This window comes from Oceanobacillus piezotolerans (genome assembly GCF_003665065.1).
Taxonomy (GTDB): domain Bacteria; phylum Bacillota; class Bacilli; order Bacillales; family Amphibacillaceae; genus Oceanobacillus; species Oceanobacillus piezotolerans.
The window spans coordinates 178,200-191,316 of the sequence record NZ_RCHR01000003.1 but is presented as its reverse complement, the minus strand read 5'-3'; the positions used below and the strand labels follow the sequence as shown (position 1 = coordinate 191,316).

The window sequence follows — 13,117 nt, the reverse complement described above, 5'->3', positions numbered from 1 at the left end:
TCACCTTCAATAGGTTTCAAATTTCATCTATTCTCTATTGGAATAATAAGCGGCTGAAATGGCATAGGTTATATTCACTATTACGTACAGAACTGTGATTAGAAAGAAACTAAAGGAAATGCCCTCTACTACAATGACCAATGCCCAAGCTATGAGCAATAGAATAAATGTTACATCATACGTTCTGGCCTTTGCCTGATGATGAATTGATTTGTAACGCTCATCAAATAAATGCTTTTTCTTACCTACTCTATACGAAAAATACCTTGCAATAAACGCTATCGAAACGCCACCAATTAGACCTGACAAAGCAAATAAAGTATCACTCAATATTCTCATCCCCTTCAAAAATAAATAATTCCTCAATTGTACAACCAAAAGTCTGAGCAAGCTTATGTGCCAAAATTAATGAAGGTTTATATTTCCCCTTTTCTAAGGAGATGATGGTCTGTCTGGAAACACGCAGCCTCTGGGAAAGATCTTCTTGTGTCATCCCCCTTTCCATTCGTTTTTCCTTTATTCTTGTTTTCATTTATCTTCACCCTTAGTAAAGTTAACTTTACGTAAAGCATACTTTACTAGAAAACAAATGTCAAGCAGGCTTTACAACCATTTTTATTTTATTTTAAACTTTCATAATTTATAATAATAATGAGCGTATACATGATTGTAAAAAGGAGAGTTGGATGATGCGGCAATATACATTAACCGTTTTTAACAAGACAGGGGAAACATTGCTTGATGAAACATTTCCAGCAGAAAATAATGAAGAGGCAAAAACAATTGGAGAACAGATGCTAAAGGAAAAAGGATATCAAGAATACACCCATCGTTGTGTATCCCCAGAAGCCAAGCTAGTATTATTTCACAGATAAAATCACGCAGTGGGAGTTTTCTTTCAACTCCCACTCTGAAAAAGATTTAATACTTCCTTGATGCAAAAAAGCTGATCTTCACATAAAGTGAAGTCAGCTTCTTTTTACCTTACTATATTTATGATGGATTACTATACAATTCTTCTAATGGTTTTGTTATGATTCGACTAATATCATTGATTACTTGATTTAGGCGTTGTTCTTCTTGCATCAACCTCGTAATCATTGCATGCTGCTGCACTTCTTCAACCACTTTTCGTGCACTTTCCACTTCTTCTGTTGATATCTCTAAACCTTGCATCTGCTTTTCTTGCAACTGCATTTGTGTATCACGAAATCGTTCAAATTTTTCTTTCGCTTCCGGGTCATTCAAGACAGCCTCGTAAGCAGACTTTAGGGATTTAAATTCTTCGCTATCACGAATTCCTTTTTCAAGTTCATACGCACTATCGTATATATTAGACAACATTTTTCCTCCTTACTTTTTTATCCTTATTAACTATAACAGAGGTAAAGTTCAATGTATACCCTTACGAGGATACTCCTTAAACGATGATATTAACCTCATTCTTCCATCATTCTTGTTATAATTACACTATCTATATCTTATTATTGTGAAAGTGGGTATTTACATGGAAAACGAACTTAAAAAATTATTTCCATCCTTTACTTATTATAATGAAGAACATTTAGATACCAAAAAGGATTATCAATGGTTTATAACTGAAAAAAATGACATCATCGGTATTGCTAAATCGGAGTTAACAGCTAGAGACATGAAGCTGATAAGCACGTTTTTACCCACTTATAATATTCATATTCCAATACCAACAGAATTAGAACTGTGGTGGAGAGAAACAATACGCAAAGGATCGAACAAAAAGATTTCTCCTTTTCGTTTCGTATTCTTTCAGATCAAAAAGGATCAAATCGAGCCGGAGCAATTTAAAGCTGCTATAGATGATTTTTATTCCAAAGGAGTGCCGATTCTCTGGGAAAATGAGTATCAGGGCGTCATTATCGAAGAATCTTTACAATATGGTGAAGAAGCTATTTCTTATGACCAAATCATTGATGTGTTAATGAGTGATCTGTATTCTAGAATTCGTTTTTTCGTCGGGCCGTTTATGGATTCACTCCAAGAAATTAATAGCTTTTATACTTCCTTTATTAAACATGCTGAAATGGCGTTATCTCATTCTGATTCAGCTGTCATTTCCTATTCGGAAGCAATCATCTACCATTTTATTAATAAAGCCGATCCGGAATTCATAAACGAGGCAAGTAAGATTATTTTAAAAGAATTTTTAATGGATGAGGAATTATTACATACGATTAAAGTATTTATATCTTGCAATTTAAATGTTTCTGTTGCTGCCAAGAAACTTCATCTCCATCGGAACAGCCTTCAATACAGACTGGATAAGTTTATTGATAAAACTGGAATTGATATTCGGAAATTTCATGAAGCAGTAGTTGTGTATCTTATCCTACTGGCAAAGGTGCACAAAAACTAGTCCCATTTTTGTGCATTCCTTCCATTACCCTATTTCAACCTATGTTCTATACTATATTTAAATCGTTTACATTAATGGAGGGGAACTAAATGGCTGAATTACGTTTAGAAAACATACAAAAAAGATATGACAAAAATGTCGTAGCTGTAGATAATTTTAACTTACACATTAAAGATAGAGAATTTATTGTATTTGTCGGTCCTTCAGGCTGCGGAAAATCTACTACATTGCGGATGATTGCCGGACTTGAAGAAATTTCTGATGGTGAATTATACATTGATGATAAAAAGATGAATGATGTTGCGCCTAAAGACCGGGATATCGCAATGGTTTTCCAAAACTATGCACTATATCCTCATATGAGCGTTTACGATAACATGGCTTTCGGACTTAAATTACGTAAATTCAATAAGGAGGAAATCGATAAACGTGTTCAAAACGCTGCAAAAATATTAGGACTTGAAGCATATTTGGATCGTAAACCAAAAGCACTTTCGGGCGGGCAGCGTCAGCGTGTTGCTTTAGGACGTGCCATTGTACGTGATGCAAAGGTCTTTTTAATGGACGAGCCATTATCTAACCTTGATGCAAAATTACGTGTTCAAATGCGTTCAGAAATTCAAAAACTTCATAAACGTCTGCAAACAACAACTATATATGTAACACATGATCAAACAGAGGCAATGACGATGGCAACAAGATTAGTGGTTATGAAGGATGGAATTATTCAGCAAATCGGCGCTCCTAAGGACGTGTATGATGAGCCGGATAACATGTTTGTTGGTGGTTTTATCGGATCTCCTTCGATGAACTTCTTATATGGGAAATTAACGGACGGTTATTTTGAAATAGAAGATAAGAAAATTGCAGTACCGGAAGGAAGAATGAAAGTCCTTCGTGATCGAGGTTATGCAGGAAAAGAAATTGTTTTAGGTATCCGACCTGAGGATATTCATGATGAGCCTGCATTCATCGCTTCTTCTGCAGGTACCGGCATACAAGCAACAATCGATGTTGCTGAACTTATGGGTGCTGAATCTATTTTATATTCCACTTTAAACAAACAAGACTTTGTTGCTCGTGTGGATTCCAGATCAGATATACGCGGTGGAGAAACCATCGAGTTAGCATTTGATATGAACAAAGCGCATTTCTTTGATAAAGATACAGAGAATAGAATTAAGTAAGGGTAAAACATAACCCGAAACAGAGGAAAGTTTATAAAAACTTTCCTCTTGCCATCTATTATTTAATTATTGACCACCGTTAAGCTGTTGTTGTGCAGTTCTTACTAAACGCTTCGTAATTTCTCCTCCAACAGAACCGTTAGCACGAGAAGTTGTATCTGCTCCTAAGTTAACACCAAATTCTTGTGCGATTTCAACTTTCATTTGGTCAAGGGCTTGTTGTACACCAGGTACAAGTAATTGGTTTGAGTTGTTGTTGTTTGCCATCTTGTATCACCTCCTTGTGTACTTCTATTGTGTGTTGTTAGCGCAAACTTATAACCTAATTTCTCTGGTAAATTGTAGATATTATTCCATTTTGATAGAGGATTGCTTTCTAAGCTTCTCAAATGAGTGATTCACTTTCTTTTCCATAGAAAAAAGCCGAATGATAAATCACTCGGCTTCTTCAATATATTCAACTTTATTTAGGATATGTCATCTCTTCTGGCTTCACATATTGATCAAATTCTTCTTCTGTTAATAGCTCTAAAGCTACTGCTGTTTCCTTTAGTGTAGCGTTATCAGCAAATGCCTTTTTCGCGATTTTTGCGGCATTTTCATATCCAATATGTGGATTTAATGCTGTAACAAGCATAAGTGAATCATTTAAATTCTTTTGAATTTGTTCATGATTCGGCTCGATACCTTGTGCACAGCGCTCGTCAAAGGAAAGAATACTATCTGCTAATAATTGGCAGGTTTGCAGGAAGTTATAAGCAATAACAGGTTTAAATACGTTTAGCTCAAAGTTACCCTGACTAGCAGCAAACCCAATGGTTGCGTCATTTCCCATCACTTGTGCAGCTACCATTGTCACTGCTTCACTTTGTGTAGGATTCACCTTTCCAGGCATAATTGAGCTTCCTGGTTCATTTGCAGGAATGGTGATTTCACCTATTCCACAACGAGGGCCACTAGCTAACCAGCGAACATCATTCGCGATTTTCATCATATCTGCAGCTAGTGCTTTTAATGCTCCGTGAGCATATACCGATTCATCATGACTTGTTAAAGAATGGAATTTATTTGGTGCAGAAATAAAGGTTTTACCAGTATATCTGCTAATATGAGCACATACACGATCAGAGAATTCAGGATGTGCATTTAATCCAGTTCCAACAGCAGTACCACCAATTGCTAATTCTTTTAAGTGGTGAACACTTTCTGTAATCATGACTTCAGATTTTTCAAGCATGCGATGCCAACCACTAATCTCCTGTCCTAACGTAAGAGGAGTTGCATCCTGTAAATGAGTACGTCCAATTTTAACAATATCCGAGAACTCGTCCATCTTTTGCTTTAATGTAGCTTTCAAAGCCTGAACAGCTGGAATTACTTCTTCTTCCAGTTTTAATACAAATGCGACATGCATCGCTGTAGGGTACGTATCATTCGAGCTTTGGGATTTATTGACATCATCATTCGGATGAAGTGTCAGCACGCTGCCTTTTTCACTCAGCCACTTATTACCAACATGTGCAATTACTTCATTAACATTCATATTGGATTGTGTACCACTTCCCGTTTGCCATACAACAAGTGGAAAATGATCATTTATATTACCTTCAATAATTTGGTCAGCAGCATATGCAATCGCTTCTGCTTTTTCGCTTTCCATTAATCCTAAGTCACTATTCGCTTTTGCAGCACTTTTCTTTAAAATAGCAAACGCTTTAATAATTTCTGTTGGCATGGTTTCATCGCCAATCGGAAAGTTCTCTTTACTTCTTTGTGTTTGCGCCCCCCAAAATTTATCAGCAGGCACATTAATATCCCCTAATGTATCTCTTTCCACACGAAATTCCATCGAATTATCCTCCCTATGTAAATTCGTCTATTCTTCTCTATTGTAACAAATTTTTCAAATAATGAAATATACAAATCACTGCACATTAAAAATGTTCGCTTTCTTTGAAGCTCTTTCTATATAATAGAGTTACATTTAATAATCCAATTTCAAGTTGAAAAGACATAGTATTAAAGGAGGTTTGCTATGCCGAACATATGGACACATATTCTATTTAGCGAAGAAGTTATTGACGCTATTGATCAATCATTCTTAACAACCGACTATGAAGCCTATATTAAATTGGGTGCCCAAGGACCAGATCCGTTCTTCTACCACAATTTCTGGTCATGGATTAAAAATAAATCTGTTCATGAGGTAGGTATGGCACTACACACCAAAAACTGTGGCACATTTCTTATGGATATGATTCAATCTGCAACTAATATGAGTTATGAAATAAAAGCATATGTAATTGGCTTTGTAACACATCATATTCTGGATCGAAATGCACACCCTTATATTCATTATGCAGCAGGATACGAAGGGAATAACCATGCAAAATTGGAGATTATAATTGATACGCTTATGATGGAGAAATTCCATCATGTGAAAACTTGGAAAACACAGGTATATAAAGAAATTTATATTGGAAAATCATTAGATAATGATATCAGGGATTTTCTTCATCAGAAGATTACTAAACATTATCCTGGGCTTCATCCTAAATCGGGAAAGTATATTAGTAAAGCATATAAAGATATGATCCTTGCCTTAAAGCTACTATCCGACCCATATGGTTGGAAAAATAAGCTATTCGGCTCTTTAATAAATCCCTTTTCCCATCAGCCTATTAAAGATAATATTGACTATCTTAATACCAATCATCATACATGGCACCATTCCGCAACAGGGGAAGAAATGAATGAAAGTTTTATTGATTTATACAACCAAGCTCGGGTGGAAGGTATAGAAGTTGTTAGAGAAATATTACGCTACTGGGATAATAATAATGAGTTCACTGAGAAAAGGCTCTCCCAACTAGTTGGAAATATTTCTTATGATACTGGAAAACCATTAGAACTGCAGTTAGAAAACAAATATAGCTACCCTATTATATAACGATTCAAAAGAAATTGGCCTTGCACATGCAAGACCAATTTCTTATTCCCAAACATATTCTTTGTATAAATTACTATAATAATTAAATGCTGATCTATCCTTTTTAACAAACGTGTTATTTATCTCTTCCATTAATTTCCTCTTATTCCAGCGATAGCATAACTCATCTAGTACAAGCTGTGCAACTAAACTAAATTCATAAGGAATTTCTCTCTTTGCAGTAAGGGTCTCACCGTCATAACGAATAAATCGATAAACAAGTTTCTCTTTCTTCATAGAAAGCCCCCCCTTATCCTTTACACCATTATGCCCGATTTTTCTAAATATATCAACTAATTAGCATTCCCATCTTGTAAAAAAGTGAAATTACACTCAGTCGAGGTTTTCTTCACCCTACTGAGCATTAGTACCACAAGAGTATGACCTAAAGCCCCTTGAATGAATCGGGCATTTGACCTGCTGTTTGTCCACACTTGCTTATTGTATTTTACTCGGATTTTTTAAGGGGGACTTGCAGCCAGTTAACCTACGATAAATGATGGATGAGACATATTATGTTTCCTTCACTAAACTTCCTTAACAGGTCCCAATAGATATTGCCGGGTGCTTTATTTTTTCTCTAGACTCACCAGCTCCTTATTTGATAGACTTAATAAGCTATTTACATATGGATCTTAGCAATGATTTATTTTATTTAATGGAGGAAGTTAAATGGATTATTCGGATAACCTGAAAAAAGGAGAAAAAGGGGCATGGATTAGTATTATTGCCTACCTATTTTTATCCATTACTAAGCTGGTTGTTGCTGGCTTAGGGAATTCAGAGGCCTTACGAGCAGATGGATTAAATAATACGACAGATGTTATTGCTTCCGTGGCAGTTTTAATTGGATTAAGAATATCCAGAAAGCCACCAGATGAGAATCATCCTTATGGACATTACCGGGCAGAAACAATTGCCTCCCTTTTTGCTGCTTTTATAATGATGGTCGTGGGTTTACAAGTCATTCTCTCAACCATACAAAAAATCTCTTTAGGACAAACAACTGAACCGGACATGCTTACTGCCTGGACTGCATTAGGAGCTGCTATTGTTATGCTCATGGTTTACCGCTACAACGTCACTTTAGCTAAGAAGATTGAGAGCTCTTCCCTATATGCTGCAGCACAGGATAATCGCTCTGATGCTTTAGTTAGTATAGGAGCATTTATCGGGATTATAGGAGCTCAATTTGGTTTAATTTGGTTAGATCCACTAGCTGGACTAATTGTAGGGGTTATTATCTGTAAGACTGCCTGGGAAATCTTTAAAGATTCTACCCATACGCTTACAGATGGATTTGATGAAGAGAAGATTGAGCATATTCGTCAAAGAATAGAGAAGATAGAAGATGTGAAAAAAATTAAAGATATTAAAGGTCGAGTTCATGGAAATCACGCTCTCGTTGATATCACCATCTTAGTCGAACCACAGTTCACTGTAGAACAAGGACATCGAATCTCAGATCATATTGAAAAACAGCTAGAGCAAAATTATAAAATAACTCATGCACAAATTCATATCGAGCCTTACTATAGGAAAAAAGAAGAAAGCGACAATTAATGTCGGTTTCTTCTTTCTTATCAGTGTTTAGTTACATCGTTAATAATAAAACCGTAATAATCGCCCCTACCACAACTAACACAACATTTAGGCCGAAATACGCTAACAAAACAGCAACTAAGCCGCCGACAATGCCAATGATAGGTTGTTCAGGTACTACTTTCATAATCCCCGGAAAAATCAGTGCACCTAGAGCAGCATAAGGGACAGCAAGTAATGCTCTATTTAACCAAGGACGCAGCTGAATCTTTTCCATCACAAATGCAGGTACCAATCTGGGCACCATAGTAGCGATGGACATTCCAATTATAATCAGGATAGTTGTCAAGCTTCTTCCTCCTTTAGCAGGTAAATTCCACTTAGCGCCCCAATAATTGTGCCTACAACAATTGCCCATCCACTACTCATCCCTAATTGAACACATAATGCGTTTAGCAGCATGGCAATAATAGCTATTAATCCAACCTTTATGTTCTTTTTCACTGAAGGAACTAATAGCCCAATAAACATGGCATACAATGCAATTCCCATACTCTGACTCAAGGCATGAGGAATAATATCTCCCAGCAATCCGCCTACTAATGAGCCAAGTACCCATGATAAATAAGCAACTAAAATAATTGCTGCATAGAAATAAACTCCTTTTTCCTTTTTTGCCTCTTCTGAATGAAGTGCAGAAACAGCAAAGGTTTCATCAGTTAAACCTAATGATAAAGGAGCTTTCCATTTTAATGGAATGTTACGTAATTGATTCATGAATGATAAGTTCATTACAAAGTGACGGAAATTAAGGATAAAGGTAGCTATCACAATTTCAACCGCTCCCGCTCCTACTGCAATCATATTCGCTCCCATAAATTGACTAGCACCTGCAAATACGAGTACACTCATTAACGTAAGCTCAAGTAACGACATTCCAGATTGTCTTGCAAGTACACCATATGTAAGTGCAATCGGTATGTATCCAAGCATAATAGGAAAGCCAACCATTAAACCACGTTTAAACATATGACCGGCTTGTGAACTTCTTATATTTGAAGAAGAACGAAGCTTTGCTCCTGTACGCATGTCTGCCCCCCTTTGAACAAATGAATTGAATTCATTATATAGCATTTATCCTATTTGAAAAAGCCCCCTTTTGTTTTTCTATGTTGACAAGAAAAGCTTGTGAATTGTATAGTCATTAGTAACATAAATATTATGATCCTAAAATGAAAGTAGATTTCTTTTGAGCAGCAAGCAGAGACAAAGCAGCGGGTGAGAGCTTTGGCAGGAAGAAATTGAATTACACATTTTATTCAGAGGATTTTTTCTTATTAAGTGGATGAATCATATTCATCAATCAGGGTGGTACCGCGGAGTAAGCTTCGTCCTTGAGTTCAAGGATGAAGCTTATTTTGATTTAATTACGGCTTAGGAGGTTCTTTATGTTTTCCATTCAACCAAGATTTAAACCATCTGTTCTTGAAGCTTTTTTCATTCTAATTCTAGTTATTGCACTAATAGGATATTTCATAATCGGACTGGAAATTGTTCCCCACATTCCAATTTTATTGGGAATCATGCTGCTTATTGGATATGGCTACTTGCATCGAATTTCATTTAAACAAATGGAAGAAGCAATGATAAATGCTGCTAAATCTGGAATGGGTGCCGTTTTCCTTTTGTTTCTAATTGGTATTCTTATTAGCAGCTGGATCATTAGTGGAACTATTCCAACTTTAATAAATACGGGATTCTATTTAGTGAACGGTACGTGGTTCTATGCCATCGTATTTGTAGTTACTTCGATTATTGGAGTATCTTTAGGAAGCTCTTTAACTACTACCGCAACAATTGGTATAGCGTTTATTGGAATGGCGGATGCGATGGATGCTTCCCTTGCCATCACAGCTGGAGCAATTGTTTCTGGAGCATTCTTTGGGGATAAAATGTCTCCTTTATCTGATACCACAAATCTGGCTTCCGCTATTGTCGGTGTAGATTTATTTGACCATATTAAGCATATTAGCCTAACGACCATCCCTGCATTTATTATTTCTTTTATCGTTTTTGTGATTCTTTCACCGGCGCAAACAAGTGATTCTCTTGAACAAATAGCTATGTATCAAGCGGCACTAGAAGCTACTAATTTAATTCATTTAGCTTCCTGGATACCATTGATTATTTTAATTGTTTGTACGATTCTCCGCGTACCAGCATTTATTTCTTTAACCTTGAGCAGCTTAGCCGGGACATTCATTGCTTGGAGCATGAATCATTTTACCGGAACAGAACTTTGGTCAGCTTGGTTCAATGGATATGTTGGTGAAACTACCTTTGAACCTGTCAATGAACTATTGACCAAAGGTGGCATGAATAGTATGCTCTTCACGATTTCACTCGTTATTTTGGCGTTAAGCTTTGGAGGATTATTATTCGTAACAGGTGTTATTCCTAGCTTACTAGCTTCTATCCAGGAAAAAATCAAAACAGCTCGAAAGGCGACTATTTCTACAGCAACTACTGCTATAGGAATTAATGTGATAATTGGGGAGCAATATTTATCGATTTTACTTACTGGAGAAACCTTTAAAAGTGTTTATCAAAATGCTGGACTTCCAAATAAAGCATTAGCAAGAACTTTAGAAGATGCTGGTACAGTAATTAATCCCCTCGTTCCTTGGAGTGTATGTGGTGTATTTATAGCAAATGTATTAGGTGTTTCTGTTATGGAGTACTTGCCGTTCGCGTTTTTCTGCTTGCTTAGTCCGATTATTACAGTGCTATTTAGTGGCAGAAAGGTAAGTAAAAAGAAGGAAGAAGCAATCCAATAGGATTCTTATTTAAGATGAATAGAACAAAGGCGCAAGCGCCCGTTTAACAACGTACAAACTGGAGCGCTCCGCAATGAGATAAAGGAAACATGCCCCTTTATGGGGTACGCCGACGTTGGCGGAAGCCGGTTTTAGTCGGCGCAACCTATGACTGAGTCGATGTTGACTTATCGTAGTGGAGGAGTGTGAAGTTTGGGACTGCGCAATGCTCGTCCCACCAAAAGATCTGCTAGTTGCTGGGCGCTGGAGCCGGACGTGGCTTTTCTTAATGATAAGAAATATCCACAGGTCGTTCATTTTTATAATTTCCTAGACAATGAAAAAGCAGATTGGAAGTGTTCGTTCTCAATCTGCTTTTTCTGTACGCTTTATGGGAGAGTGACCGTATAATTGGTGAGTCCACTTTCTTGACTCTCATTCGCTTGATGAGTGAACGTGTAGATTATAGCCTTTCAAACGTGAAAAGAGAGCCCGTTGTATAAAACGATTTCCCTCTTCTTTGGTGTTTATATAATGTCCACTAGTTTCCTTAGTCCTTCCAATAATCTTGGCGAGGGTCTGCAATATAAGGACTCTTCTAATACGTGAATATTCCCTTCTTGAATAGCTTTCATATTTTTCCATCCAGGTCGATTTATCACTAATTCCGGTTTCATTTTTTCCTCTTTTACACCTACCCAGACCATACATATATGGTCTGGATTTCGTCTTTTAACTTCATCCCAATCCGTTTTAAAACTTGCGACCTTTTCTGTAGCAAAAATATTTTCTGCTCCGGCAAGTTGACTGATTTCAGTTAGCCAATTTACTGATCCTGGGGTAAAAATGGGCTTTGGCCACCATTCCCAGTAAAGTCTCAGCTTTTCTCTTTTATTCTCCGCTTTTATTCGTAAGGACTCGATCTCTTTTAAAAACAGCTCCGCTTTACGATTCGCTTCCTCTTTTATACCGATTGCTTCTCCTACTTTTCGGATATCTTCAGCGATTTCATGAAGAGTATTAGGATTAAGAATGATGTAAGGGAGCTTTCTTTCTTCTAAACCCTCGATATTTTTTTCCATTCCGGGTACACTTAGTGACGCTAATATTAAATCCGGCTGCAATGCCTCTACTTTGTCCATATCAATCGATAAGTCAGGACCTACTTTAGGCAAGGTTTCCACCATAGCTGGCCAATCAGAATAATTATCTACACCCACTAGCACCTCTGTCATATCTAAGTAAGCAAGTATTTCGGTATTGCTTGGACATATGGATACGACACGCAAGATAACTCCACTCCCTAAAAGTTATTTATCTTGATCAGTTATTAATAATGGACCATCTTTTGTAATAACAAGGGTGTGTTCGTATTGGACGGAACGACCTCCATCAACTGTTCTTGCTGTCCAGTTGTTTTGATCCATTTTACTTTGCCAATCTCCTTCATTAATCATTGGCTCAATAGTAATTACCATACCTTCCTTTAAACGTAAACCTTTATTCGGAAGTCCAAAATGAGGAATGTGCGGTTCCTCATGAATGGTTGGTCCAATCCCATGACCAGTGAAATCACGTACGACAGAGAAGCCCTCACCTTCTGCATAGGATTGAATAGCATGGCCGATGTCACCAATTCGATTTCCAACCTGCGCTTGCTCAATTCCTTTGTATAAAGCATTCTTCGTAACTTCCATTAGACGCTTCCCAACAGCGTCCACTTCTCCCACTGCATAAGACCACGCAGAATCAGCTAGACCACCATCTAAATTTACAACCATGTCAATAGTTACAATATCTCCATTTTTTAGTGGTGTGTCGCTAGGAAATCCATGACAGATTTCATCATTTACAGAAGCACATATTGCATAAGGATAACCATTATATCCTTTTTGCTCTGGTGTAGCACCATGCTTTGCTAAGAATTCTTCTACAAAGGTATCGATTTCCTTCGTTGTAATTCCAGGCTTAATCATTTTTGCAATCTCTTTATGTGTTTGAACAAGCAAATCGCCTGCTGCTTGCATTTTTTCAATTTCCCGTTTACTTTTACGAGTGATCAATTTCATCTTCCTCTCTAATGCACACTAATACGTTATACTATATATACTACCCGACGTTAAAAATCAATACATAGTAATCTTTATTTTACCATAAATATAGCAAGAATGTAGAAACACAGCATTCAGCA

At 36.9% G+C, this 13,117-nt stretch carries 16 protein-coding genes; 6 read left to right on the top strand and 10 right to left on the bottom strand.

The window, feature by feature from the left end:
• Nucleotides 1–27 precede the first annotated feature (27 nt).
• Together D8M04_RS08975 and D8M04_RS08970 are read right to left on the bottom strand one after the other, a co-directional pair.
• A complete protein-coding gene (locus D8M04_RS08975) occupies nucleotides 28–330 on the bottom strand; it encodes a DUF2178 domain-containing protein (RefSeq protein ID WP_158595101.1) in 303 nt (100 codons plus the stop codon).
• The gene (locus D8M04_RS08970) at nucleotides 323–532 is read right to left on the bottom strand and encodes a helix-turn-helix transcriptional regulator (protein WP_121522586.1); all 210 of its coding nucleotides are present in this window, start codon (nucleotides 530–532) and stop codon (nucleotides 323–325) included. The genes D8M04_RS08975 and D8M04_RS08970 overlap by 8 nt, the downstream gene beginning before the upstream one ends.
• Before the next feature lie 157 nt (nucleotides 533–689).
• Between D8M04_RS08970 and D8M04_RS08965 the strand changes: the two genes are divergently transcribed.
• The gene (locus D8M04_RS08965) at nucleotides 690–875 is read left to right on the top strand and encodes a YhzD family protein (RefSeq protein WP_121522585.1); all 186 of its coding nucleotides are present in this window, start codon (nucleotides 690–692) and stop codon (nucleotides 873–875) included.
• Nucleotides 876–993: 118 nt separating this feature from the next.
• On the opposite strand, the gene D8M04_RS08960 is transcribed toward D8M04_RS08965, so the two are convergent.
• Nucleotides 994–1,341 (bottom strand): YlbF/YmcA family competence regulator, encoded by a 348-nt coding sequence (locus tag D8M04_RS08960; protein WP_121522584.1) that lies wholly within the window; start codon nucleotides 1,339–1,341, stop codon nucleotides 994–996.
• 166 nt (nucleotides 1,342–1,507) lie between these two features.
• Here D8M04_RS08960 and D8M04_RS08955 point away from each other — a divergent pair, with 166 nt between their 5' ends.
• Together D8M04_RS08955 and D8M04_RS08950 are read left to right on the top strand one after the other, a co-directional pair.
• Entirely contained in the window at nucleotides 1,508–2,392 is an 885-nt protein-coding gene (locus D8M04_RS08955) for a PucR family transcriptional regulator (RefSeq protein ID WP_121522583.1), read from the top strand.
• An 89-nt stretch (nucleotides 2,393–2,481) separates the two neighbouring features.
• Complete coding sequence (locus D8M04_RS08950; protein ID WP_121522582.1) at nucleotides 2,482–3,579, top strand: ABC transporter ATP-binding protein; 1,098 nt, start codon at nucleotides 2,482–2,484, stop codon at nucleotides 3,577–3,579.
• Nucleotides 3,580–3,645: 66 nt separating this feature from the next.
• Here D8M04_RS08950 and D8M04_RS08945 read toward each other — a convergent pair whose 3' ends face one another.
• The gene (locus D8M04_RS08945) at nucleotides 3,646–3,846 is read right to left on the bottom strand and encodes an alpha/beta-type small acid-soluble spore protein (protein ID WP_121522581.1); all 201 of its coding nucleotides are present in this window, start codon (nucleotides 3,844–3,846) and stop codon (nucleotides 3,646–3,648) included.
• A 196-nt stretch (nucleotides 3,847–4,042) separates the two neighbouring features.
• Nucleotides 4,043–5,428: a class II fumarate hydratase gene (gene fumC / locus D8M04_RS08940; RefSeq protein WP_121522580.1), complete on the bottom strand. Its 1,386-nt coding sequence runs from the start codon at nucleotides 5,426–5,428 to the stop codon at nucleotides 4,043–4,045.
• Nucleotides 5,429–5,614: 186 nt separating this feature from the next.
• Here fumC and D8M04_RS08935 point away from each other — a divergent pair, with 186 nt between their 5' ends.
• Nucleotides 5,615–6,529, top strand: a complete 915-nt coding sequence (locus D8M04_RS08935; RefSeq protein ID WP_121522579.1) for a zinc dependent phospholipase C family protein — start codon at nucleotides 5,615–5,617, stop codon at nucleotides 6,527–6,529.
• Nucleotides 6,530–6,571: 42 nt separating this feature from the next.
• Here D8M04_RS08935 and D8M04_RS08930 read toward each other — a convergent pair whose 3' ends face one another.
• On the bottom strand, nucleotides 6,572–6,805 hold the full coding sequence (locus D8M04_RS08930) for a hypothetical protein (RefSeq protein ID WP_121522578.1): 234 nt from the start codon (nucleotides 6,803–6,805) through the stop codon (nucleotides 6,572–6,574).
• Between the two features lie 435 nt (nucleotides 6,806–7,240).
• Here D8M04_RS08930 and D8M04_RS08925 point away from each other — a divergent pair, with 435 nt between their 5' ends.
• Nucleotides 7,241–8,131: a cation diffusion facilitator family transporter gene (locus D8M04_RS08925; RefSeq protein ID WP_121522577.1), complete on the top strand. Its 891-nt coding sequence runs from the start codon at nucleotides 7,241–7,243 to the stop codon at nucleotides 8,129–8,131.
• Nucleotides 8,132–8,162: 31 nt separating this feature from the next.
• Here the strand turns inward: D8M04_RS08925 and D8M04_RS08920 are convergent, their stop codons facing one another.
• The gene (locus tag D8M04_RS08920) at nucleotides 8,163–8,459 is read right to left on the bottom strand and encodes an AzlD domain-containing protein (protein WP_281277118.1); all 297 of its coding nucleotides are present in this window, start codon (nucleotides 8,457–8,459) and stop codon (nucleotides 8,163–8,165) included.
• The gene (locus tag D8M04_RS08915; RefSeq protein ID WP_425464021.1) at nucleotides 8,456–9,139 is read right to left on the bottom strand and encodes an AzlC family ABC transporter permease; all 684 of its coding nucleotides are present in this window, start codon (nucleotides 9,137–9,139) and stop codon (nucleotides 8,456–8,458) included. Before D8M04_RS08915 ends, D8M04_RS08920 begins: the two co-directional genes overlap by 4 nt.
• A 419-nt stretch (nucleotides 9,140–9,558) precedes the next feature.
• Between D8M04_RS08915 and nhaC the strand changes: the two genes are divergently transcribed.
• Nucleotides 9,559–10,947 (top strand): Na+/H+ antiporter NhaC, encoded by a 1,389-nt coding sequence (nhaC, locus tag D8M04_RS08910; protein WP_121522574.1) that lies wholly within the window; start codon nucleotides 9,559–9,561, stop codon nucleotides 10,945–10,947.
• 506 nt (nucleotides 10,948–11,453) lie between these two features.
• Here nhaC and D8M04_RS08905 read toward each other — a convergent pair.
• Nucleotides 11,454–12,215: a cobalamin-binding protein gene (locus D8M04_RS08905; protein ID WP_121522573.1), complete on the bottom strand. Its 762-nt coding sequence runs from the start codon at nucleotides 12,213–12,215 to the stop codon at nucleotides 11,454–11,456.
• A gap of 21 nt (nucleotides 12,216–12,236) precedes the next feature.
• Nucleotides 12,237–12,989 (bottom strand): type I methionyl aminopeptidase, encoded by a 753-nt coding sequence (map, locus tag D8M04_RS08900; protein WP_121522572.1) that lies wholly within the window; start codon nucleotides 12,987–12,989, stop codon nucleotides 12,237–12,239.
• Between the last annotated feature and the right edge of the window lie 128 nt (nucleotides 12,990–13,117).

Coding starts and splice junctions, on each gene's coding strand:
- D8M04_RS08970 (WP_121522586.1), bottom strand. CDS start 532: ATGAAAACAAGAATAAAGGAAAAACGAATGGAAAGGGGGATGACACAA.
- D8M04_RS08965 (WP_121522585.1), top strand. CDS start 690: ATGCGGCAATATACATTAACCGTTTTTAACAAGACAGGGGAAACATTG.
- D8M04_RS08955 (WP_121522583.1), top strand. CDS start 1,508: ATGGAAAACGAACTTAAAAAATTATTTCCATCCTTTACTTATTATAAT.
- D8M04_RS08950 (WP_121522582.1), top strand. CDS start 2,482: ATGGCTGAATTACGTTTAGAAAACATACAAAAAAGATATGACAAAAAT.
- D8M04_RS08945 (WP_121522581.1), bottom strand. CDS start 3,846: ATGGCAAACAACAACAACTCAAACCAATTACTTGTACCTGGTGTACAA.
- fumC (WP_121522580.1), bottom strand. CDS start 5,428: ATGGAATTTCGTGTGGAAAGAGATACATTAGGGGATATTAATGTGCCT.
- D8M04_RS08935 (WP_121522579.1), top strand. CDS start 5,615: ATGCCGAACATATGGACACATATTCTATTTAGCGAAGAAGTTATTGAC.
- D8M04_RS08930 (WP_121522578.1), bottom strand. CDS start 6,805: ATGAAGAAAGAGAAACTTGTTTATCGATTTATTCGTTATGACGGTGAG.
- D8M04_RS08925 (WP_121522577.1), top strand. CDS start 7,241: ATGGATTATTCGGATAACCTGAAAAAAGGAGAAAAAGGGGCATGGATT.
- D8M04_RS08915 (WP_425464021.1), bottom strand. CDS start 9,139: ATGTTTAAACGTGGTTTAATGGTTGGCTTTCCTATTATGCTTGGATAC.
- nhaC (WP_121522574.1), top strand. CDS start 9,559: ATGTTTTCCATTCAACCAAGATTTAAACCATCTGTTCTTGAAGCTTTT.